General features: G+C 70.8%; 21 protein-coding genes and 1 pseudogene. 15 read left to right on the top strand and 7 right to left on the bottom strand.

The window, feature by feature from the left end:
• The first annotated feature begins 21 nt into the window (after nucleotides 1–21).
• The 5 genes from QSK18_RS09940 to QSK18_RS09920 all read left to right on the top strand — a co-directional run bounded on the left by QSK18_RS09940 (nucleotide 22) and on the right by QSK18_RS09920 (nucleotide 4,448).
• The gene (locus QSK18_RS09940) at nucleotides 22–624 is read left to right on the top strand and encodes a TetR/AcrR family transcriptional regulator (protein WP_285618070.1); all 603 of its coding nucleotides are present in this window, start codon (nucleotides 22–24) and stop codon (nucleotides 622–624) included.
• Between the two features lie 120 nt (nucleotides 625–744).
• On the top strand, nucleotides 745–1,989 hold the full coding sequence (locus QSK18_RS09935) for a glycoside hydrolase family 18 protein (protein ID WP_285618068.1): 1,245 nt from the start codon (nucleotides 745–747) through the stop codon (nucleotides 1,987–1,989).
• Nucleotides 1,990–2,062: 73 nt separating this feature from the next.
• A complete protein-coding gene (locus QSK18_RS09930; protein WP_285618067.1) occupies nucleotides 2,063–2,326 on the top strand; it encodes a hypothetical protein in 264 nt (87 codons plus the stop codon).
• A gap of 110 nt (nucleotides 2,327–2,436) precedes the next feature.
• Nucleotides 2,437–2,943 (top strand): SigE family RNA polymerase sigma factor, encoded by a 507-nt coding sequence (locus tag QSK18_RS09925; RefSeq protein WP_285618065.1) that lies wholly within the window; start codon nucleotides 2,437–2,439, stop codon nucleotides 2,941–2,943.
• On the top strand, nucleotides 2,940–4,448 hold the full coding sequence (locus tag QSK18_RS09920; protein WP_285618063.1) for a hypothetical protein: 1,509 nt from the start codon (nucleotides 2,940–2,942) through the stop codon (nucleotides 4,446–4,448). Before QSK18_RS09925 ends, QSK18_RS09920 begins: the two co-directional genes overlap by 4 nt.
• A 21-nt stretch (nucleotides 4,449–4,469) precedes the next feature.
• On the opposite strand, the gene QSK18_RS09915 is transcribed toward QSK18_RS09920, so the two are convergent.
• Nucleotides 4,470–4,964, bottom strand: a complete 495-nt coding sequence (locus QSK18_RS09915) for a DapH/DapD/GlmU-related protein (protein ID WP_269810632.1) — start codon at nucleotides 4,962–4,964, stop codon at nucleotides 4,470–4,472.
• 112 nt (nucleotides 4,965–5,076) lie between these two features.
• Between QSK18_RS09915 and QSK18_RS09910 the strand changes: the two genes are divergently transcribed.
• From QSK18_RS09910 to QSK18_RS09905, 3 genes and pseudogenes are all read left to right on the top strand, one after another.
• A complete protein-coding gene (locus QSK18_RS09910; RefSeq protein WP_285618060.1) occupies nucleotides 5,077–5,808 on the top strand; it encodes a tyrosine-protein phosphatase in 732 nt (243 codons plus the stop codon).
• A gap of 30 nt (nucleotides 5,809–5,838) precedes the next feature.
• A pseudogene (locus QSK18_RS35915) lies at nucleotides 5,839–6,027 on the top strand (YunG family protein); the annotation flags it as partial.
• A gap of 37 nt (nucleotides 6,028–6,064) precedes the next feature.
• On the top strand, nucleotides 6,065–6,886 hold the full coding sequence (locus QSK18_RS09905) for a DNA-formamidopyrimidine glycosylase family protein (protein ID WP_285618059.1): 822 nt from the start codon (nucleotides 6,065–6,067) through the stop codon (nucleotides 6,884–6,886).
• 20 nt (nucleotides 6,887–6,906) lie between these two features.
• On the opposite strand, the gene QSK18_RS09900 is transcribed toward QSK18_RS09905, so the two are convergent.
• Nucleotides 6,907–7,755, bottom strand: coding sequence for an SDR family oxidoreductase (locus QSK18_RS09900; protein ID WP_285618057.1), 849 nt, complete (start codon nucleotides 7,753–7,755; stop codon nucleotides 6,907–6,909).
• A gap of 85 nt (nucleotides 7,756–7,840) precedes the next feature.
• Between QSK18_RS09900 and QSK18_RS09895 the strand changes: the two genes are divergently transcribed.
• Nucleotides 7,841–8,554, top strand: a complete 714-nt coding sequence (locus tag QSK18_RS09895) for a TetR/AcrR family transcriptional regulator (protein WP_285618055.1) — start codon at nucleotides 7,841–7,843, stop codon at nucleotides 8,552–8,554.
• Between the two features lie 19 nt (nucleotides 8,555–8,573).
• A complete protein-coding gene (locus tag QSK18_RS09890) occupies nucleotides 8,574–9,848 on the top strand; it encodes an MFS transporter (protein WP_285618053.1) in 1,275 nt (424 codons plus the stop codon).
• A gap of 4 nt (nucleotides 9,849–9,852) precedes the next feature.
• Here QSK18_RS09890 and QSK18_RS09885 read toward each other — a convergent pair whose 3' ends face one another.
• Nucleotides 9,853–10,797: an NADP-dependent oxidoreductase gene (locus QSK18_RS09885; RefSeq protein ID WP_285618050.1), complete on the bottom strand. Its 945-nt coding sequence runs from the start codon at nucleotides 10,795–10,797 to the stop codon at nucleotides 9,853–9,855.
• Between the two features lie 190 nt (nucleotides 10,798–10,987).
• On the opposite strand from QSK18_RS09885, the gene QSK18_RS09880 reads away from it, so the two are divergent.
• Nucleotides 10,988–11,842, top strand: a complete 855-nt coding sequence (locus tag QSK18_RS09880; RefSeq protein WP_285618048.1) for a helix-turn-helix domain-containing protein — start codon at nucleotides 10,988–10,990, stop codon at nucleotides 11,840–11,842.
• Between the two features lie 16 nt (nucleotides 11,843–11,858).
• Here QSK18_RS09880 and QSK18_RS09875 read toward each other — a convergent pair whose 3' ends face one another.
• Together QSK18_RS09875 and QSK18_RS09870 are read right to left on the bottom strand one after the other, a co-directional pair.
• A complete protein-coding gene (locus QSK18_RS09875) occupies nucleotides 11,859–12,590 on the bottom strand; it encodes a TetR/AcrR family transcriptional regulator (protein ID WP_285618046.1) in 732 nt (243 codons plus the stop codon).
• Between the two features lie 24 nt (nucleotides 12,591–12,614).
• Nucleotides 12,615–13,292 carry a hypothetical protein gene (locus tag QSK18_RS09870; RefSeq protein ID WP_232812743.1) on the bottom strand — a complete coding sequence of 226 codons (678 nt, stop codon included), beginning with the start codon at nucleotides 13,290–13,292 and terminating at the stop codon, nucleotides 12,615–12,617.
• Nucleotides 13,293–13,479: 187 nt separating this feature from the next.
• On the opposite strand from QSK18_RS09870, the gene QSK18_RS09865 reads away from it, so the two are divergent.
• The 4 genes from QSK18_RS09865 (at nucleotide 13,480) to QSK18_RS09850 (ending at nucleotide 18,398) form a co-directional block, all read left to right on the top strand.
• Complete coding sequence (locus tag QSK18_RS09865; RefSeq protein WP_285618044.1) at nucleotides 13,480–14,355, top strand: hypothetical protein; 876 nt, start codon at nucleotides 13,480–13,482, stop codon at nucleotides 14,353–14,355.
• Nucleotides 14,352–15,464, top strand: a complete 1,113-nt coding sequence (gene menC / locus QSK18_RS09860; protein WP_232812741.1) for an o-succinylbenzoate synthase — start codon at nucleotides 14,352–14,354, stop codon at nucleotides 15,462–15,464. The genes QSK18_RS09865 and menC overlap by 4 nt, the downstream gene beginning before the upstream one ends.
• Nucleotides 15,464–17,083, top strand: coding sequence for a PucR family transcriptional regulator (locus QSK18_RS09855; RefSeq protein WP_285618040.1), 1,620 nt, complete (start codon nucleotides 15,464–15,466; stop codon nucleotides 17,081–17,083). Before menC ends, QSK18_RS09855 begins: the two co-directional genes overlap by 1 nt.
• Nucleotides 17,084–17,162: 79 nt before the next feature.
• Nucleotides 17,163–18,398 (top strand): serine hydrolase domain-containing protein, encoded by a 1,236-nt coding sequence (locus QSK18_RS09850; RefSeq protein WP_285618039.1) that lies wholly within the window; start codon nucleotides 17,163–17,165, stop codon nucleotides 18,396–18,398.
• Between the two features lie 46 nt (nucleotides 18,399–18,444).
• Here the strand turns inward: QSK18_RS09850 and QSK18_RS09845 are convergent, their stop codons facing one another.
• Nucleotides 18,445–19,731 carry a glycosyltransferase gene (locus tag QSK18_RS09845; protein ID WP_285618037.1) on the bottom strand — a complete coding sequence of 429 codons (1,287 nt, stop codon included), beginning with the start codon at nucleotides 19,729–19,731 and terminating at the stop codon, nucleotides 18,445–18,447.
• A gap of 17 nt (nucleotides 19,732–19,748) precedes the next feature.
• The gene (locus tag QSK18_RS09840; protein ID WP_285618035.1) at nucleotides 19,749–22,013 is read right to left on the bottom strand and encodes a glycoside hydrolase domain-containing protein; all 2,265 of its coding nucleotides are present in this window, start codon (nucleotides 22,011–22,013) and stop codon (nucleotides 19,749–19,751) included.
• Nucleotides 22,014–22,093: the final 80 nt, after the last annotated feature.

Below are 22,093 nucleotides of genomic sequence, written 5' to 3'. Positions count from 1 at the left end.
GTTCGACGAGGTGAAGGACGCATGGACGAACACGTGAAGACCCCCGCCCGGTCGCGGGCCCGGTACGCGAACGGTGAGCGGCGCCGCGGCGAGATCATCGACGCGGCCACCGAGATCTTCGCCGAGCAGGGCTACGAGCGGACGTCGCTGCGCACCATCGCCGAGCGGGCCGGCACCAACCACCAGACGCTGGGCCACCACTTCGCCTCGAAGGAGGCGCTGTTCGCCGAGGTGCTGGAACGGCGGGCCGAGCAGGACCGGGCCGAGCGCGAGCGGCTGACCGAGCGGGCCACGGTGGCCGAGATCGTGGCGCTGATGATGCGCCGCAATGCCGCGAACCGGGCGATCATCCAGCTCGACACCACCCTCACGGCCGAGGCGGTGGCACCGGACCACCCCGCCCACGCGTTCATCGGTGACCACCTGGAGGCGTTCGTCGCCGAGGTCGCCCAGGCCCTGCAGCGCGAGCAGGCCGCCGGGCGCCTGCGCGAGGGGCTGGACGTCCCGGTCCTGGCGCGGTTGCTCACCGCCTCGGTGGTCGGCCTGCAGACGCAGTGGCTGTACAACCCCGACATCGACATGGAGAGCCACCTGCTGGCCTACCTGGAACTGCTGCGCCCCTAGGTCAGCCCCGGCCAGGCTGCAGAACCCCTCAAATCATCCCTAAACCCTGCCCACAGGCGAAGATTCCGCGCTCGCGGCTGCTAGCGTCGTTCGGGGTTGTCCGGTGGGAGGGGATCTTCGGTGAAGCGTTCTGGGTTCGTCGTCGGGGGAGTGGCCGCGGCGGTCGTGCTGGCGGCGGTGATCGCCTTGCTCAACCCGTTCGGTGCGAGTGCGGTGACCCCCTCGGCCGACCTGACGGTGGCGGCCACGAAGAAGCCGAAGGTCGTGGGCTACTACACGAACTGGGCCACCTACCGCGGCGCCGTCGGGCAGGTGAAACAGCTGCACACCAGTGGTGCGGCGGCCAAGCTCACGCACATCGTCTACGCGTTCGGCTCGGTGGAGAACGGCCGGTGCGGGCTCAGCGACGAATACGCCGACTACCAGAAGAGATTCACTGCCGCCCAGTCGGTCAGCGGCCGCGCCGACCAGGCCTTGCAGAAGGTCGCGGGCAACTTCAACCAGCTGCGCCAGCTGAAGAAGAAGCACCCGAAGCTGAAGGTGCTCTGGTCGTTCGGCGGCGGCTCCGGCTCGGCCGGCTTCACCCAGGCCGCGCTCGACCCCACCGCCTTCGCCCGCTCGTGCCGGGCCCTGGTCGAGGACCAGCGCTGGGCCGACGTCTTCGACGGCATCGACATCGACTGGGAGTACCCCAACGCCTGCAACGTCACCTGCGACGCGAGCGGCTACAACGCCTACCCGGTCCTGCTGAAGGCGGTGCGCAAGGCCTTCGGCACCGACCTGGTGACCTCGGCGATCACCGGCGACGGGCAGCCCGGCGGCACGCTGTCGAAGGCGAACTACGCCCTCGGCGCGAAGTACCTGAACTGGATCATGCCGATGACGTACGACTACCACGGCACCTGGGAGCCCAAGGGCCCGACGGCGCCGCACTCACCGCTGGGCGACTACCCCAGTGCCACCGTCGGCGGCTACGACTCCAAGACCGTGATCGCCAACCTGAGGGCCCAGGGCGTGCCCTCGAGAAAGCTGTTGCTGGGCGTGCCCTTCTACGGCCGGGGCTGGACCGGAGTCACCCAGAAGAAACCCGGCGGCGCGGCCACCGGCCCGGCCAAGGGCACCTTCGAGGCCGGCATCGAGAGCTACAACGTGCTGGCGAAGACCTGCCCGCCCACCGGCGTGGTGGGCGGCACCGCCTACGCCAAGTGCGGCCGCAACTGGTGGAGCTACGACACCCCGAAAACCATTGCCGGGAAGATGAAATACGCCAAGAACCAGAAGCTGGGCGGGGCCTTCTACTGGGACTTCTCCGGGGACACGGCCAAGGCCTCGCTGACCAAGGCCATCGCCAAAGGGCTGAAGTAGAGGCAACCCCTCAAGGCCCCGAGGACGTATCACTGGTGGAAGTGCTGAGGCGCGGTTGCTGGGAGGAACCCCCGTGGGGCACGACGAGCTGGACCCGTCGGGACGGATGGTTCCCGGGCTGCGCCGGCTCGCCGCCGGTGCCACTGCCGGGAGCCGGCCCTTTCCTGCCCTGGAGAAGGCGATCCGTCGCGGCCAGGCCCGGTACAGCTACTACAGCGGGATGGCCCTGGCCGTCGCGTCGGCGCTGGTGATGCTCGGCCTCGTGGTGCTGACCGGGAGCGGTCCTGGTTCTGTGGAGTCTCCTCGTGCGCCGGTGACACCGGCCCAGGAGCGGTGAGCACCGGCGTCCTCAAACGATCTGTTCGTGACTCGAGCAACCACGTCCGTTCGCTCCTGGGTCTTACTTCCTGACAGGCCACACAGGCAGATGGGGAAGGAAACCCGTTCATGGATGACGACGAGGCCGCCTTCGTGCGGTTCGTCACCGCGCGATGGCCGGCGCTGGTACAGAGCGCCTACCTGATCACCGTGGACCGCGGCATCGCCGAGGACTGCGTGCAGGAGGCCCTGGCCCGGGTCCACCGCCGCTGGGGCCGGATCGAGCAGGACAACCCGGAGCCCTACGTGCGAAAAGCCGTGATCAACGCGGCGCTCTCGTGGCGGGTACGGCGGCGCATCCGCGAGGTACCGCTGGACGCCGCTCCGGTGCCGGTGGTCGAGTTCCGGTCCGAGCAGCTGGGCGACTTCGACCACCGGCTGATGAACGCCCTGCGCTCGCTCCCGCCGCTGATGCGGGCGGCGGTGGTGCTGCGTTACCTGGAAGACCGCTCGGAGGGCGAGACCGCCCACCTGCTGGGCTGCTCACCCGGCACGGTGAAGAGCGCTTCCAGCCGCGGTGTCGCCAAATTGCGCGCCGCCATGCTCGATACGTCGGTAGAAGGGGTGAAGCGATGAAGCACGAGGACAGCCTGCCCGTCGAGCTGGCCGACGGCCTGCAGCGGCTGGCCACGATCCAGACCCGGGAGAGCCGGCCCTTTCCAGGAGTTCGGACGGCCATCCAGCGTAAGCGCCGGGTGCGCACCACCCAGTTCGGTGGGGTGGCACTGGCTGCGGCGGTGGCTGTGACGGTGGTGGGAGTAGAGGCGCTGACCGGAGGCGGGCCGTCCGCTACCGGCCAGAGTGTGCCGGCGGCTTCGACGCCCGCGCCGGAGGCTACGCCCTCGCCGGTGGCGACCAAGGGTTTCGAAACCCCCGAGGAGGCCGGGTACCCGGCCGAGACGGTCGGTTCGCTGGCGGGCGACGAGGCGTGGCTGGCGGAGTTCAGGGAGAGGGTCCGGGCCTCGCAGAACACCACAGACCTGCCGCCGATCGACGTCGAGAACGTGCGGGTGGTGGCGGCCGGCGACGCCGGAGAGAACGGGCGGTACGGAATTGTCCTGATCAGCCGTGAGGTCGACGGGCAGAAGGAATGGTCCCGCGAGTTCTACCTCGGCCCGCCCGGAGCCGGTGGCGACGAAATGTTCTCCACCGTGACCGATCTGGAGCCTGAACCCGGGCTGATCACCCCGGAGAGCGTTCCGGTGCTGCAGTCGGCCATCGACGGAGGCCCGGGGAAGGCCTACCTGAAGGAAGGGCTGAACAACGCTGTGGCCGTGGTCAGTGCTCCGCTGGCGGACGAGGTCCGGATCACCACCGGCCGTAAGTTCACCGGCACCGGGCCGGGGCCTTCGAGCACGACGACCGACCGGGCGCTGCCGCAGATCGCCCCGGGCATCTGGGCCGGGCCGATCAGCGAGGGCGAGTACTTCTTGTCCGAGGTGTCGATCAGGAAAGACGGCCACATCATCGACACCCGCTCTCCCTTCACTCTTCAGCCCGGGTACAAGAACCTGGCCGACGTGAGCGCGCCTGGCACCAAGGTCGAGGACCTGGACCAGCTCAGCGGGAGCCTGACCAAGGCCGGCCTCGCGCCGACCGTCGACGAGGTTCCGGTCTACGCCGCCACTGCCCCGGTCGGCCGCGACGGCCAGATGGCCGCTCTGCTGCTGCGCACGCCGGAGGGCGCCCACGTGGTGGCCCTGGCCGAGCAGGAGGTGACGTCGAAGGCCTACCGGGTGTGGCAGGGCGGCGACGTGTCCGCTGCCGATGTGGCCACCGGGCGGGTCATGGCCGGAATGTACGTCGACCACGAGGACGTGCGGCGCTACCTTCTCGTCGTGCCCGAGAACACCGATCAGGTCACGGTTTCCGGTGTCACGGTCGAGGTGGATGACCGGCTGGCGCAGGTGGACGTGCCTCTCGGGAAGGCTGACGACCAGGCCGTGGCCAAGGCCTTGGGGGCGGACGGTTCGGTGCTGGGGGAGACCCGGCCGCAGCCCTCTTCCGGTGGGCCCTACGAGAAGGAACCCGACTACCTGAAGGCGACCGGGATGCACCGGGACGGCATCATCAACCCGTAAGAGGCAGCGAGGCCGGTGCCCTCACCACTGCCTGCGTTGCGTGGCCTTGGGCCCGGCGACCAGGGTGGCTGGGGGCACGTCCTCGGCCACGACCGCTCCGGCGGCGATCACGGCGTCGGCGCCGATGCTGACGCCGGGCAGGATGGTGGCCCCCGCCCCGATCCAGACGTTCTCCGCCACGTCGATCGGGGCGCCGGTGAGCCATTCCCGGCGTTCCGTGGGGTCGACCGGGTGCCCGCCCGTGATGAAGGTGACCTTGGGCCCGACCATGACGCGTTCGGCCAGGCGGATGCCGGCGTAGTCGAGGAACGTGCAGTTCTGGTTGATGAACACCCGCTCGGCCAGGTCGAGGTTGAGCCCGTGGTCGGTGAAGAAGGGCGGGTAGATCGTGACCCGGGCGGGCAGGGGCCGGCCCAGGATCTGCTCGAGCAGCTCGGCGCGGCCGGCCTCGTCGTCGAAGGGCAGGACGTTCAGGCGCGAGGTGAGTGCGGTGACCCGCAGCACCCGCTCGGACATGGCCCGGAACTCGGGGCTGTGGATGCGCAGGAACCGGTCTCGGGACACAGCCCGACCCTACGGCCTGCCCGAACCTTGCCGAGGCCGTACGCGTCGTCTGATGATCAGCTGCATGGACCGTCATGTCACCCTCGAGCGCCTGCACAACTTCCGGGATCTGGGCGGGTACCGCACCGTCGACAACCGTCAGGTCGTCACCGGAACCGTCTACCGGGCCGACTCGCTGGGCAAACTCCAGGGGCCGGACTGGGAAACGTTCCTGCAGCTGGGTATCCGGACGGTGATCGACCTGCGCTATCCGTGGGAGATCGAGACCAAGGGACGCGTTCCCGAGGCGGAGCGCTTCACCTACGTCAATCTGAGCATCGAGCACCGGCCCTACGATCAGGCCACCATCGATCCGGACCTGGACCCCTGGCGTTACCTCGCCGACCGGTTCGCGGAGGTGGCCGAAGACGGTGCACAGGAGATCCGCCAGGTGATCGAGCACCTGGCCGAGGATCCCGGGCCCCTGGTCTTCCACTGCACCTCGGGCAAGGACCGGACCGGTCTCGTCGCCGCCCTGGTGCTCACCCTTCTGGACGTGCCCCGGCCGGACGTGCTGGCCGACTTCGCCCTGACCGAGCTGGCCACGGACCGGCTGGCCGCCGACTGGCGAACGGCCAATCCGGGGCGCACCCTGTCCTGGCCCTCCTACGGCCGTGCTCCGGCGATCATCATGGAACTGGTGTTCGCCGACCTCGAGGCCACCTACGGTTCCGTGGCCGGCTATCTGAAAGACAAGGTCGAACTGAAGGACGAGACGGTTCGGCTTCTGCGGCAACGGCTCCTGGTCGATGGGTAGGGTCGGGAAACGCGCGCGGAAGCATCCTGGTGGAACCGGTTGGCCTCCGGTGCGGAGATCGATCTGACGCGCGAACAGTTCCGGGAGGGGCAGGTCGTCTCCGCCGCGCGAGTGGTCACCCGGCCCGCCGGACCGTTGCCCCGACGCGGGCCGGAATACCTGCTGCTGCGTCAGCGGGTGGCCGAGCGTATCGGCGGGCTCCCTGGACCGGCTGCCTGAGCAGGCCGAACCCGGTGGTCGGGGGCAGGATGGGCCGGTGCCCGAAGGCGACACCGTGTATCTGCTCGCCCGCCGTCTGAACGCCCGCCTGCGCGGCCAGGTGGTGCGGCGCTCGGACCTGCGGGTGCCGCAGCACGCGACGGCGGACCTGTCCGGGGCCACGCTGGTGAAGACCGACACCCACGGCAAGCACCTGCTGACCCGGTTCACGGTGCCGGATCAGCCGGGCATCACGCTGCACACGCACCTGCGGATGGACGGGTCGTGGACGGTCCTGAACCCGGGGAAGCAGCTGCCGCGCAGGCTCGCGCCGGACATCCGGGTCCTGCTGGACTTCCAGAACGGCCTCAGTGCCGTGGGGCTGAAACTGCCGGTGGTGGAATTGATCCCGACGGATCGGGAGAAGGACGTCGTGGGTCACCTGGGCCCGGATCCGTTGCGGGCCGACTGGGACGCCGACGAGGCGGTGCGTCGCCTCGTCGGCGACCACGAGCGTCCATTGGCGGCGACCTTGCTGGACCAGACGCGGATGGCGGGCCTGGGCAATCTGTGGGTGAACGAGTTGTGTTTCCTGCGGGGTCATTCACCCTGGACACCCGTGCGTGAGGTGGACATTCCCGCGCTGGTGACGCTGGCCGTGCGTTTGTTGCGCTTCTCGGTGAACACCCCGGGCGCCGCTCAGGTGACCACCGGCAACACCCGCCCCGGCCAGCAGCACTGGGTGGCCGGGCGGGCGGGGCAGCCGTGTCTGCGCTGCCGCACCCGGATCCAGGTGGTTGCCGAGGTCAGTGGCGATCCGGAGCGCCGTCGCACGTGGTGGTGCCCGCACTGCCAACCCGGGCCACCGCCGCCGGCCTGATCAGGCCACCGCCGGTCTGATCAGCCGGCGTCGAGGATCGAGCGGACCGTGCGTGGGGCGCGGCCCAGCAGGGTGCCCAGGAGCGGGTCGGTGCCGGCGAAGAAGCCCTGGTCGGCGGCCTGGAACATGCCCCGGAGGAAGCGGGCGACGAACTCCGGCTGCCCGGCGGCGACCTGGGCCGCGACCCACTGGTCGGGGTCGACGACCTCGACCTGGACGTCCCGGCCGGTGAGTTCGGAGGCGATGACCGCGACCTCGGCGAAGGTGGGGGCGGACTCGGCGGTGAGCGTCACCGGGCCCTCGAACGCCTGGTCGGCGGTCATGATCACGGCTGCGGCCTCGCCCGCGTCCTCGCGTGCCGTCCAGGAGACCGGGCCGTCTGCAGGGACGGTGATGCGCCCGGTCTCACGCCACGGGCCGGCGAGCCAGTGAAGGCTGTGGGCGTAGAAGCCGTTGCGCAGAGAGGTCCAGGGCAGGCCGGACTCGGCGAGCAGTTGTTCGGTGGCGTGGTGGTCGCGGCCGGGCCCGAACGGGGTGTCCGGCGCTGCGCCCTGGTGGCTGGTGTACAGAACGCGGCCGACGCCGACCTTGACCGCGGCCTCGATGGCGGTGCGGTGCAGGGCGACCGCGTCGGCGGCCGGGTCGCTCGCGGAGACCAGCAGCAGCTGGTCGGCCCCCTCGAACGCGGCGGGCAGGCCGGCCGCATCGGCGTAGTCGCCGTGGCGCACCTGGATGCCGAGGTCGGCGAAGCGCTGCGCCTTGGCCACGTCGCGGGCGACCACGGCGATCTGGCCGGCGGGGATGCGGTGGAGCAGGTGCTCGACGGTGACGCCGTTGAGGGCACCCGTCGCTCCGGTCACGACGATCATCAGAAACTCTCCTTGGTAACGGTGGAAGCGTTTTGATGTTAACCATGGAATCACTGCGATAACAAGACTGCGTTATCGTTGGAACGTGACCGAGACGAGCAGTCGCCGCACCGACACCCGTACCCGGATCGTCGAGACGGCCGCCCGGTTGCTCCAGGAACGGGGCCCGGCCGCGGTGACCACCCGCGCGGTCGCCGAGGCCGCAGGGGTGCAGGCCCCGGCGATCTACCGGCTCTTCGGCGACAAGGACGGCCTGCTCGAGGCGGTGGCCGAGCGCACGATGGCCACGCACGTCAGCGCCAAGGCGGCCGTGGTCGCCGCGGCCTCGAGCGGTGACGTCGACCCGCTGGAAGACCTGCGCGACGGCTGGGCCGGGCAGATCGGGTTCGGGCTGTCCAATCCGGCACTGTTCCACCTGATGAGCGATCCGGCCCGGGCCGCGCAGTCTCCGGCGCTGAAGGCGGGCCGGGAGGTGCTGCGGGCGCGGGTGCGCCGCCTGGCCGAGACCGGCCGGCTGAGGGTGAGCGAGGAGCGGGCCGCCGAGCTGATCCACGCCGCGGGGGTGGGTACCGTCACCGCCCTGCTCACCACGCCTCCCGCCGATCGCGACCCCGGCCTCGCCGACGCGATGCTCGAGTCGGTGCTCGCGCAGATCCTCACTGAGACAACCGAATTGAAGGACGACGCCTGGGTCGCCGTCACGCTGCGGGCAGCGGCGCCGCAGCTGGAGGTGCTGAGCGCGGCCGAACGCAGTCTGCTGGTCGAGTGGCTGGATCGGGTGATCGCGGCCAACCCGTAGGCGATTCGGTGGGGAGCGGATGAACCCGACGGCTGAAAGCACGCGTTCTACCTGGCTGCCCGCGATCGGCCGCCGCACCTGGCTGCTGCTGGGCATCAACATGCTGTCCTGCCTGGGCAGCGGCCTGACGATGCCGTTCCTCATCGTCTACCTGCACACCGTGCGGGGGATCGGCCTGCCGCAGGCCGGGCTGGTGCTGGCCGCCATCGGGGTGGTCGGCCTGGCCACGACACCGCTCACCGGCCCATTGATCGACCGGTTCGGACCGCTGGCGGTGTTCGTGGCCGGGCTCGTGGTCGGCGGTCTCGGTATCGGCCTGTTCGCCCTGGCCACGGCGCTGCCGATGGCTTACGCGGCCTCGGCCGTGCACGGGGTCGGCAGCGGGCTGATGTGGAGCGGTTTCGTCACGTTCCTGGTTCAGCTCGCTCCGGCCGGTGAGCGTGGCTCGGTGCTGGCCCTGCGCTACACCAGCGCCAATGTGGCGTTCGGTCTCGGCGCGCTGATCACCGGGTTCGTCACCGTCGGGCAGGAGGCCGGGCCTTATGTGGCCATCCTGCTGGCCGACGCCGCGTCTTACCTGCTGTTCGCCCTGACCATGCTCTTCCTGGCCGGTCGCTTGGGGAACGAGCCCGCAACCCCCGTCGCCGAGGCGAAGGGCCGGGTCGGCTACGGGCCGGTGCTGCGGGACCGGGCGCTGCTCGGGGCTCTCCTGGTGAACAGCCTGCTCATGGTGTTCGCGATCTCCCAGACCAACTCCGGCTTCAGCGCCTGGGTGACCGGCCCGGGCGAAGGCTCCGGCCGGGTCGTCGGCCTGGCCTTCGCCCTCAACATCGCCGTGCTGCTGCTGGCCCAGCTACCGGCCATCCGCTTCGCCCGGGGCCGTTCCCGGCTGCAGGTGGCGGCGGTGGCGGCCCTGTTCTTCGCCGCCTCCTGGCTGGTGCTGGCATCCCCGGCGCTGCTGGACCTGGGCGGACCGGCCCGGGATGCGCTGATGGTGGCCTCGCTGGGCGTCTTCGCTCTCGGCGAGGCCACCCTCTCACCCACCCTTCCGGCCCTGATCAACGATCTGGCACCGGAACGGCTGCGCGGGCGCTACAACGCGGTCTTCACCCTCTCCAACCAGATCGGCCCGGTCCTGGCGCCCTCCCTGGCCGGGTTCGCCCTCGGCGCGGGACTCGGTGTCGGCTACCTGATCGGGCTGACCGCCGTCTGCGTTGGGGTGGGCGGGATCTCGGTCCTGCTCAGACGGGTCACGCCGGCCCACGCAGACAGTCCGGCTGCTTCGCGCGGATGAAGGATCAGGCGGAAGGGGCGAGGACGACGACCTTGCCCGGCAGCGGCGCGGTAGCGGCCTGCGCGTGCAGGGCGGGAAGCTCGGCCAGGGCGATGCGCTGGGCGACATCGACGACGAGTTCGCCGGTGCTGACCCGGGCGACCAGGTCGGCGAGCTGGTCGGTGTCGCTGCGCACGAACAGGTCGATGCCGCGCACGCCGCGTTCGTGGTCGGAGGGGGCGGGCATCCAGACGGTGGTGCTGACCAGCGTGCCGCCGTCGCGGATCAGCGGTACCAGGGCGGCCAGCTGTTCGGGGGTGACCGGGGCCAGATTGAGGACGAGGTCCACGGGCTCGGTCACGGCCGTCACCACGTCGGTGAGGGTGTAGTCGACGATCTCGTCGGCGCCGGCGGCCTTGACCCGAACTGCCGTGAGCGGACTGGCCGTCGCGATCACCTGCGCACGGAACTCCTTGGCCAGCTGCACCGCGTACCCGCCGACCGCCCCGTCGGCGCCGTTGATCAGAACCCGTTGCCCGGCAGTCAGTCTGCCGTGGTCGAACAGTGCCTGCCAGGCGGTCAGGCCGACCGTGGGCAGGGCCGCCAGGTCGGTGAGGGGGACGTTCTTCGGCACCCCGGTCAGGACGTCGGCCGGGGCGATCACGTATTCGGCGGCGGCCCCGGCGGCTGTCATGGGCAGGAACGCGACGACCTGGTCACCGAGGGCGAAGGCGCTGACGTCCGGGCCCAGCGCCTCGACGGTGCCGGAGACGTCGATGCCGGGAGTGTGCGGCAGTTGCACCGGGATCGGGCCCTGCATGTAGCCGGCCCGGATGTTGGCGTCGACACCGTTGAACGAGGTGGCGGCCACCTTGATCCGTACCTCGCCCGGCCCGGGAACGGGCTGCTCGACGTCCTCGTACCTCAGGACCTCGGGACCGCCGAACTGGTGAAAACGTACGGCTTTCATCACTGAACCTGCTCTCGTGGAAGGTGCTGCCGGGGTGGCTCCACCCAACGTCGCAGGTTCCGGGGCGTTCATCCTGGGCCGGACCGGCCCACCCTGGCGGCGGGTTGCTCGTACCGCGGTTCTGTGACTTATCCGGCGGAACGCCTGCGGGGCTCACCATCGGAGCGGATGCGGGGGCAGACTGGGCGGCGTGGAACGCTACGAGTTCGGCGCGGCAGTGCGTCACCTGCGGGAGAGCACGGCTCCCGAGACCGTCGGGCTGCAAGGCGGCAACCGGCGGGTGCGCGGGTTGCGGCGCGAGGAGCTCGGGGAACTGGCCGGGATGTCGGCGGACTATGTGCGCCGCCTCGAGCAGGGGCGCAGTCACCCCTCGGCCGGTGTGGTCAACGCGATCGCCCGGGCGCTGCGGGCCGGGCGGGCGGACTACGAGCGGTTGTGCGCCCTGGCCGGGTACGCCGCCGCGGACGGGCAGGTGCCGTCCGAGCTGGGCCCGGGGGCGACGCGGCTGCTGGAGCGGTTCTCGGACACACCGATGTTCGTGTCCGACGCGGCGATGAACCTGATCGCCGTCAACAGCGCCTTCCTGGCCCTGGATCACTGGGACCTGCCCGGGGGCCGCTGGGACTGGAACGTGGCCTGGCGCTCGTTCTGCCTTCCGGTCGACGGCTTCAAGCAGTCCGACACGGACGCGACCGACCACGAGTCGATCCTGGCGGCGCAGCTGAAGAGCGCCTTCCTGCGCTACCCCAACGACGCCCTGCTGGCCGAGCTGGTCGACGACATCCGCACCCGCAGCCGGCTGTTCGACACCCTGTGGCGGGAACCGCGGCCGGTCCTGGCCTACGAGAGCAGCGCCGCGTTCATCCACCCCGAGGGCGACCCGGTCACGCTGGTCGGGAACCTGCTCGCCATCCCCGGTGACGACCTGGCCGCCCTGATGCTGACCGCGGCGCCCGGCTCGGCCGACGAGGCCCGGCTGACCGAGGTGGTCAACGAGGCCCCGGGCCCGGCCGTGGTGCTGCTGGACCGGCCCGGGCCGGGATGAGCACGGGCGGCGGGGTTCAGGACGAACGCCGTTGCGAGCGCTTCACCTGCATCCGCATGGCCTGACGCCCCACCGGACCCAGTCCTTCCACCACCTCGACCAGCGCCCCCAGCTGGTCCAGGGCGTCGATCGCCAGGGCACCTTCGGCCGGAGCGACCCCTTCGAACAACTCCAGCCCGACGAAAGACGCGGCTACCGCGCGACTCAGGCCCGCTGCGTCGACCATTTCGCCCAAAGGTGACTCGCTCAGCAACCTTTCCAGCACCGTCTCGATCTGTGCGACCCACTGGTTCAGCGCCTGCGCCGTGACCTCGCCCAGCACCGGATCCGTCTGCCCAGCGGCGAGCAACTGGGCCAGCACCGCCACATTCCCCTTGGCCTGCTCGGAGGCGTGGATCTCCCGGCCCACCGACAGAAGCTGCCGGAGCGAGGAGACCTCGGCGAAACGATCGCGGTAGAGCATGACCCGGCGCTCGGTGGAACGACGGCAGGCCTCGGCCAGAAGGCCTTCCATGCTGCCGAAGTGGTAGAAGATCAGGCCCTGGTTCGTCTGCGCGGTGGCCGCGACCGTGCGCGCCGAGGTGCCGGCGATCCCGTGCGTGCGCAGGGTGGTGAACGCCGCCTCGATCAGCCGGTCGACGGTCTCGGTCTTGCGGGGGCTCTTCTTGCCGGGGGTGCGGGGCCGGCTTTCACTGATTGAGGACGACGGGCTCGCCTTCGCCGGTTCGGGGGACTGGGTGGGGGTCACCTTCACTGTGGTACCAGATCCCCGTCAGCTCAGGCTGTGCCGGGCGGCCCGCAGGGCTGTGGTGACCGCCATGGCCACGGCCGGGAACACGACCAGGGGCTGCCCGAAGACGAAGGCGATCCAGCCTGCGGCTGCGAACGTGAGCAGGCCGGCCACCCAGGCCACCAGCATGTGAGCACCGGCCAGGCTGATCCGCCCGCGCTGTTCCATCAGCAGACTCACTGAGATTGCCGCGGCAAGAACCGATGTCACCAGGCCGACCGTTCCACCCGTAACACCGGCGAAAGTGCCCGTCGGCACCATCGACGCCAGGTCGAGGTCGGCCCAGTCCACTTCCCTCTGGCTCTCCAGCAGAGCAGTGAGGGCTGCCGCGCCGAAAGCCACCGCCATCGCACCCGCGGGGAGGTAGGCGGGGGTCTTCTGCGTCGGGGTCTTTCCCGCCCGGTTGAGCCGACGAGCGACCCAGGCCAGCACCCCCAGCGGAACCAGCACCCCGGTGACCCAGCTGGCCGGGAACCACTCCGTCGAACTCGACGCCGCGACGGTCAGCAGGGCGGTCAGCACGCCGCCCAGCAGCCCGGCTCCCAGAGCGGCGACGCTCAGGTGCATCCAGCGCACTTCGCTCAGCTGCCCGCTCGGCCGGTAGCACGCGTGCTGTTCGTCCGGCGCCCTGACCGTTGCTGGTTGCCGGTCGGCGCCCATCCTGACCTCCTCGAGTTTGAGCGATCGCTCAACAAGGACCGTAGTGGGATTTGAGCGATCGCTCAAGTGGTTGTTCGTCAGTACAGGCGAAGGCCGGTCTTTTGGTTCGAACAGACGAATGGCTCGAGCGCCGCCCGTGGCAGCGTGGTGAGGGACGAGGAACGCCTTACCGAGGAGCCGCAACGCGATGACAGTGGGGACCGGGGTCGACCCGGATCTGGTCCTGGCCCGGCAGGCGGCCGAGACCGCCGCACGGGCCGCCGGAGTGAGTGTGCGTGAGGTGCGCAGCCTGCCGGAGATGGCCGGCGTCGTCACCTTGTTCAACTCCATCTGGGGCGACAGTCGGCCCCCGGTCTCGGTGGAGTTGCTCCGGGCGCTGAGCAAGGCGGGTAGCTACGTCAGCGGGGCCTACCGCGACGGCGAACTGGTCGGCGCGTGCGTCGGCTTCTTCCATGCCCCGGCCGAAGACGCCCTGCACAGTCACGTCGCCGGGGTGAGTTCCGGATCCGTGGGACGCAACGTGGGTTTCGCTCTGAAGCAGGATCAGCGGGCCTGGGTGCTGGAGCGTGGCGTGGGGGCGATCTCCTGGACGTTCGACCCGCTGATCGGCCGGAACGCCTACTTCAACCTGGCCAAGCTGGGGGCTGCGGCGGTCGAGTACCTGCCCGACTTCTACGGCCCGATGAAAGACCAGATCAACGGCGACGAGGACTCCGACCGGCTCCTGGTGCACTGGCGTCTGCGCGGGCCCCGGGCGGTGCAGGCGGCTGCCGGTGCCCCGGTGGCGGTGAGCACCGCGGGGGCGGTGGTGGCGCTCGGGCGGGACGGTGCCGGGCGACCCGAACCGGGACGCACGAATGGTGAGCTGAGTCTGGTTGCGGTGCCCACAAACGTCACTAATTTGCGGTTGAACAACCCCGCCCTGGCCCGCGAATGGCGGGTACGAGTGCGGGAGACACTGCAGGAGCTGCTTTCTCAGGGCGCGCGGGTGACAGGGTTCGACAAGGACGGCGGGTACGTGGTGGCGCGGGAGAGCGCCCGGCTGGAAGGGAACAATGCGTGAAGCTGACCGGAGTCGAACTGCGCCGGGTCGAGATGCCACTGGTGTCGCCGTTCCGGACCTCGTTCGGGACCCAGACCAGCCGGGACATCCTGCTGCTGCGGGCGGTCACGGACGTGGGCGAGGGCTGGAGCGAGTGCGTGGCCCTGTCGGAGCCGGTGTACTCCTCGGAGTACGTCGAAGGAGCGGCTGATGTTCTGCGCCGCTTCCTGATCCCGGCGCTGGCGGGGGTCGAGCTGGCCGGGGCACATCAGGTGGCCGAGGTGCTTTCGCGCTTCTACGGCCACCGGATGGCGATCGCGGCGCTGGAGGCGGCCGTTCTGGATGCCGAGCTGCGAGCTGAGGGGCGGTCTTTCGCACGGGAGCTGGGGGCGGTGCGGGATCGGGTGCCGTGCGGCGTCTCGGTCGGGATCATGGATTCGGTGCCGGCGCTGCTGGATGCGGTGCAGGGATATCTGGACGAGGGCTACGTCCGGATCAAGCTGAAGATCGAGCCGGGGTGGGACACGGCGCCGGTGCGGGCGGTGCGTGAGCGGTTCGGTGACGACGTGCTGCTGCAGGTGGACGCGAACGCCGCGTACCGGCTGGCGGACTGGCGCCGGCTGGCGGAGCTGGACCCCTTCGATCTGCTGCTGATCGAGCAGCCGCTGCCGGAGGAGGACGTGCTCGGGCACGCCGACCTGCAGCAGCGCATCCGCACACCGGTCTGCCTGGACGAGTCGATCGTCTCGGCGCACTCGGCGGCCGCCGCGATCCGGCTGGGCGCCTGCCAGATCGTCAACATCAAGCCCGGCCGGGTCGGGGGATACCTGGAGGCCCGCCGCATCCACGACGTGTGCGTGGCGGCCGGTGTGCCGGTCTGGTGCGGCGGAATGCTGGAGACCGGGATCGGCCGCGCCGCCAACGTGGCCCTGGCCGCCCTGCCCGGATTCACCCTGCCCGGAGACACCTCGTCCTCCGGCCGCTACTACGCCGCCGACATCACCGAGCCGTTCGTGCTGCAGGACGGCCATCTGCCGGTGCCGCAGGGGCCGGGACTGGGGCTGCTGCCCCTGCCCGACCGGCTGGCCGAGGTCACCACCAGCACCGAATGGGTCGCTAGCCTGGCCTGATGCCCGCCACCCCGGACCGGTACCGCCCAAGTCTGGGCCGGGTGCTGGAAGACCTGGGCGTGACCTTGCTCGACGTGGTGCACGGGCAGGCGCAGCGGCCGGAAGAGATCAGCGCCGTCGTGATCCACGACCCGGTCGACGAGCCGCCGCTGCCTCCGCACGCGGTGGTGCTGGGGGTGGGGTTGCAGACCGCGCAGGAGGTGATCGGCCTGCTGGAACGGCTGGGCCGGGACCAGGCGCTCGCCCTGGTGGTGCGGGCGCCGGTCCCGGCCCCGGCGTCGGTCCGGGCCGCCGCCGACCAGGCCGGGGTGTGCCTGCTGGGGCTCAGCCGGGGCGTGCCCTGGGCGCACCTGGCCGCGCTGCTGCGGTCACTGCTGGCCGAGGGCGACGTCGGCCCGGTGGAACCGGACTCGCTCGGAGGCCTGCCCGCCGGTGACCTGTTCGCGGTCGCCAACGCCGTCGCGGCCCTGATGGACGCCCCGATCACGATCGAGGACCGCCGCTCCCGCGTCCTGGCCTTCTCCGGCCGGCAGAACGAGGCCGACGCCTCCCGGGTGGAGACCATCCTCGGACGCCATGTCCCCGACGACGTGGTGGCCGTGCTGAGCGAGCGCGGCGTCTTCCGCGAGCTCTACCGCTCGGACCGGCCGGTCTACGTGGACACGGTGCAGTTCGGCGACTCCGTGCCGGTGCCCCGGGTGGCGATCGCGGTGCGGGCCGGCGACGAGGTGCTGGGCTCGATCTGGGCGGCCACGCCGCACCGGCTCAGCGAGGCCCGGGCCGAGGCCTTCGGCGAGGCCGCGAAACTGGTCGCCCTGCACCTGCTGCGGGTGCGGGCCGGGGCCGATGTGCAGCGCCGGGTGCGGGCCGACCTGCTGAGCACCGCCCTGGCCGGAGGTGCCGGGGCGGGGGAGGCGCTGGACCGGCTCGGGTTGTCCGGGGGCTCACTGATGGTGTTCGGCGTGGCGATGACGAACCCGGCTGTGAGTGCCAGTGTCTCGGCCCAGGAGCAGCAACGCCTGGCCGATGCGTTCGCGATGCACCTGGGCGCGCTGCACCCGGGTTCGGCCGCGGCCCTGATCAGTGGTGTGGTCTACGGGTTGGTGCCTTCGCCGCCAGGATCGGCGCTCGAGCCCGGCGGCCGGATCGCGCGGGACTTCCTGGACCGGGTGGGGGAGCGCCTGCGGCCGGTGGTCGCGATCGGTCCGGTGGCTCACGACGTGACCGGCCTGGTCCGGGCCCGTTCGGGCACCGACCGCATTCTGCGGGTGTTGCGGGAGAGCCCGCGCGGACGCCGGGTGGCCCACCTGGACGACGTCCGGGCCGAGGCCCTGCTGCTGGAGCTGCGGGATCAGGTGGCCGCGCGCGGCGAGGAGCCCGGCGGTGCGCTGGCCCGGCTGATCGACTACGACCGGGCGCACGGCAGCGACCTGGTCGGGACGTTGCGGGCCTGGCTGGACGCCTTCGGTGACGTCAACGCGGCCGCCGGGGCGATGTACGTGCATGCGAACACCTTTCGGTACCGGCTGCGGCGGGCCGGTGAGGTCGGTGAGATCGACCTGGCTGACGCCGAACAGCGGTTCGCCCTGATGCTGCAGTTGCGCCTGCACCGGTTGTAGGTGCTCCGGGCACTGATCGGCGTTGCGGTTCGTCTGAAACAGACGAGGGGTCACAAAGGCGTAACAACGAGGGGGGACCATGACGAGTACTCGGCATCTCAGCCGCAGCGCAGCCACGGCGTTCGGCGTCGCGGCGGTGCTGGCCACCACAGCTCTGGCCGGCACGACCGCACAGGCCGCAGGCGCTGACCGGCCCAAGAACGATCTGCAGCGCACCGCCGACGCGATGGTCGAGGCCGGGGCGGTCGGCTACCTGGTCCGGGTGAACGACGGGCAGCAGGTGCGCACCGCCACCGCGGGCCTGGCCGACCTGAACACCCAGCGGCGCATCCGGAACAAGGACCAGTACGAGGCGGGCAGCCAGACCAAGACCTTCGTCTCCGTCCTGACCCTGCAGCTGGTGGCCCAGGGCAAGGTGAAACTCGACGCGCCGGTGGAGCAGTACCTGCCCGGGGTGGTGCCCGACGGGAAGAACATCACCGTGCGGATGCTGCTGCAGCACACCAGCGGCCTGTTCAACTACACCGAGGACGAGGACTTCATCTCCGGCGCCCTGACCGATCCGACCCGCGTGGTCACCCCGCAGGAGATCCTGAAGGGCGCCTTCACCCACAAGCCCTACTTCCAGCCGGGCCAGGGCTGGTACTACTCCAACACCAACTACATCGTGCTCGGCGAGCTGCTGCGCAAGGTCACCGGGCACCCGGTGAAACACCTCGTCCAGGAACGCATCGCCAAGCCGCTGAAGCTGCGCGACACCTACCTGGCCGACCCGTTCGTCAAGGACACCGGCCCGGGCTTCGCCCACGGCTACGCGGCCGAGATCGCCGACAGCAAGTTCAGCTACACCGACACCTCCGGGTACACGCTCAGCTGGGCCGGCGCCGCCGGTGCGGTGGTCTCGACCTCGCGCGACCTGAGCACCTTCTACAGCGCCCTGCTGTCCGGGAAGGTGCTGCCGGCCGCCCAGCTGGCCGAGATGAAGAAGACCGTCGACGTCGACGAGGAGGGCGCCTTCCGTTACGGGCTGGGGCTCTTCGCGACGGACACGGCCTGCGGCACGGCCTGGGGCCACGACGGCGGCACCCTCGGGCACGGCACCACCACCCTGGTCAGCGCCGACGGCAAACGCTCGGTCTCCGGTGACGTCAACACCGCGCTGATCGCGGTCGCCGACGAGAACGACCCGGCCCTGGTCACCTACGCCCAGGCCTACGGGGAGGCCCAGACCACCGCTGTGTGTGCGATGTTCGGCAAGAAGGCCCCCTCCGGCACGTACTCGGACGTGGCCGGGCTGACCAGCGCCCTGCGGTAGCGATCCGGCCCGGGTGGCGCTTCGGCAAGCGCCACCCGGGCCCGGTTCACTGGGCGTTCTGCATCTGGGCCACCGGGCTGTCCTGCGGGCCGAAGTGGGCGTCGAACACCGGCTCCCGGTCGAAGGCCAGGGCGTACTCGCGGGCCCGCTGGGCCATCCGGCGCCGCTCGTCGGTGCTCAGTTCGAGCACGGCGTGGTCCATCGCCTCGGCCAGGGCGGTGACCGAGCCGGCCTCGACCACGATCGCGGTGTCGCCGACCGCCTCGCCGGTGCCTCCGGTCAGGGTGGTGATCACCGGCCCGCCGCCGGAGAGCATCTTCTCCACCAGAGCGATGCCGAAGGTCTCGACGAAGTCGGGCTCGGGCTTGGTGGGCAGGGTGTAGGCCGCGCAGCCGTTCATCAGCAGCGGCTTCTCCTCGTCGTCCACGTCGGTCAGGAAGACGATCCGCTCGTCCTCCAGGGCCATTGCCTGGATGTGCTCCAGAGCGGGCCCGGTGCCGGCGATCACCAGCTTCACCTGCTCCCGGCAGCGGGCCTGGCCGAAGGCGGTGACCAGGTCGTAGACGCCCTTGGCGCGGGCCACCCGGGACAGGAACAGGACGTAGCCGTCGCGCTCCAGGCCGCGGCGGGCCAGGGCGGCCTCGACCGCCTCGGGGGCCGGGTCGAGGTAGGCCGAGGTGTCGATCGGGGGATAGCCGATCACCACCCGGCTGCGGCACGGCCCGGCGAAGGAGGTGCCGACGACCCGGTCCACCTCCTCGGCGCAGGCCACGATCTCGTCGCGGGTGTACTCCGAGACCGCGATCAGCTCGTCGTTGGCCAGGAAGGTGGTGAACAGGGCGATGGCGGCGCCGAAGTGGTTGTCCCGCAGGGTGTTGCGGATGACGTTGGTCACGTCCGAGCCGACCGCCTTGGCCATGGTGCGCACCTGCGGCCGCAGCCCGGCGGCGCGGGCGGCGGTGACCGCGTCGATCACCACGTTCATGTGCGGCACCAGGTACATCGACAGGCAGACGGTGGGCACCGGCTCGCTCAGCAGCTCGACCAGCCGCCCGGTCAGCCCGGCCAGGTAGCGGCCGTCGGGCACCCGGTAGTCGCCGACCGGCTCCGGGCGCTCGACCGTGATGCCGGGGCTGTAGGGCAGCAGCCCGTCCAGGGGTTTCAGCGGCAGGCCGGCCGCCTCCAGCGCCGGCATCGGCCAGGTGAGCAGGCGCACGTCGTCGAAACCGCGGGTCAGGGCGACCTCGGCGAGGTTGCGCGCCTCACCGGAGTGACCACAGATCACCGGGTCGGCCCGGACGATGATGACCAGGCGGCGGCGGGGAAGACTCATCGGGTACCCAATTCGTTTCAGGACCGGTCGGACAGCGAAGGAGGGCGGATCGTCCCGCCCCAGGCAGAGGGTTCCGGACCGAGCCGGAGGTGCAGACGCCCGCCCCGGTGCAGGACGTGAGCCGGGACGTGGGGACTGTCCAGGGTTTTCCCGTCGAGGGTGGCGGACTGAACGTACTGCACCGGGGGCTCGCCGTCGATACCGTCGCTGCTGATCGGGTGCTCCACGTGCCCGCTGCACTCGATGCTCAGCTCGCCCTGGCTGAACTGCACCGCACCCTGGGCGAACGCGGGCGGGTGGATCAGGAACAGGTCCTGCCCGGCGACCGGGAACAGCCCGAGCGAGGCCCACACGTACCAGGAGCTCAGCCCGCCGGAGTCGTCGTTGCCCGGCAGCCCACCCGGCCCGGTGCCGAACTGCCAGGTCAGAGCCGAGTGGACGACGTCCGCGGTGCGGTCGGGGCGGCCCGCCCAGTAGTAGGCCCAGGGGGCCTCCATGTCGGGTTCGTTGTTCAGGCCCTCGAACCGGTTCAGCGCGTAGCCGGCGATCATCTCGTCGACGGAGGGGGACAGGCCGGGCTGGCGCACCGGGGCGGCGCCGCGGCCGAAGAAGGCGTCGAGCAGGCCGACGAAGGCGGCGTCGCCACCGGCCAGGCCGATCCGGGCGGCCATGTCGTGCATCAGGCGGAACGAGTAGTTCCACTTGCCGCCCTCGTAGAACGTGGAGTCCTGCAGCAGCCCGGTGCCCGGTTCAAAAGCGTTAACCCAGTTGTTACTCGGCTCGGCCAGACTACGGCCGAGGTGGTCGTCGGCCAGCGCCCGGGCGATCCGGGCGGTGCAGTGGTGGGCGAAGGCCAGGTCCAGGGTGTGGGTGATCGGGTGCACCACGCCCCGGTCGAAGAACTCCTCGCCGTACTGCCGGCGGAGGTCGTCGTCCATGTGCACCAGGGCCCAGGCCCAGTCCAGGTCGCCGATCCCGAGGGCGTGGATGTCGGCCAGCGCGGTGTGCGCCAGCGCCGAGCCCTGACGGGAGAAACGGTCGGCGCCGCGGGCCATCCGGTAGCCGATGGGGAAGTTGCCCTCCTCCTCGCACACCCGGATCAGCGACTCCATCAGGTCCACCGCCCGCTGCGGGGCGATCGCCTCCAGCAGCGGCAGCTGGGTCTTGTAGATGTCCCACATGGTGCACACGTCGAAGGCGAACGGCCCGCCGTAGGGCCAGAACGGGCTCTCGTCGTCGGCGATGCAGGGTTTGATCAGCGAGTGGTAGAGCGCGGTGCTGAACACGGTGCGCCGCGCCGGCGTGCCCCCCTCGACCTGCACCTTGCCCAGGTAGGCGGCCCAGCGGGCGGCGGTGCCCTCGCGTACCTGGTCGAAGGACGAGCGGCGGGGGTCGCACTCGCGTTCCAGGTTGGCCCGGGCCTGCTCCGGGCCGCGCAGCGAGAAGCCGATCCGCAGCTCCACCTCCTGCCCGGCCCGGGCCTTGCCCAGGAACACCAGACCGAAGGCGCGCAGCGTGCTCTGCCGGATGCTGTCGAAGTCCAGCCGGGTGCCGCCGTCGATCAGACGCCGGTCGTGCCAGAGCATCTGCCGCCAGCCCGGGCTGTCCACCTCGAGGTAGAACGACAGCGGCACCCCCTCCACCACCACCGTGCCCTGGGCCCGGCCCGGGCCGGTGATCTCGACCTGGGCGCGCAGCGGGACCGTCCGGCTGCGCTCGATCTCCAGCCCACCGCAGGACAGGTCCACCACCGCCCGGGCGCTGCGGCTCTCGGGGAAGGTGTAACGGTGCACGGCCACCTTCTCGCCGACCGTGATCTCGCAGCGGATGCCGGTGTCGAGGGTGGCCGCGTAGTAGCCGGGGTGGGCGACCTCGTCGCTCAGCTCCCACGAGCTGCCCAGGTCGTCCAGCGGCTGGATCATCGGGGTGACCCGGACGTAGTTGTAGTACTTACGGATCATCCCGGTGCCGCTCTGCTGGAAGTGCGTGAAGCCACTGGCCTGCAGCCGGCCGAAGATGGTCTCGGGCACGCCCTGGGTGTTCTTGCCGTAGCGTCCGTAACCGGTCGGGTAGGCCCCGGAGTAGGCGCAGGCCGACACCATGCCCAGCGGTGAGGTGGCGCCCGGGTGCGTGTTGCCGACCTGGGGTTTGGGGAACCACCAGGTCGCGGCCAGACCACCGGGGGTGGGCAGGTCGGTGGCCGCCGTCCCGATGAACGGGTCGACGTCCTCCAGCGACGGGTGGCGGACGGTGGTGGTCTGCGACTGCCTCGGGATCGCCATACGCGAATATCCCACCTCGCAGCGGCGAACGGTGGGTCCAGCGCCCGGTGCGGCGATGATCACGGCACGTTCCCACCGGT

Origin of the sequence: Kineosporia sp. NBRC 101677 (genome assembly GCF_030269265.1) — a bacterium.
Classification (GTDB): Bacteria; Actinomycetota; Actinomycetes; order Actinomycetales; family Kineosporiaceae; genus Kineosporia; species Kineosporia rhizophila.
The sequence above is the reverse complement of the archived record's forward strand: the minus strand, read 5'-3'. Positions and strand labels throughout refer to the sequence as shown.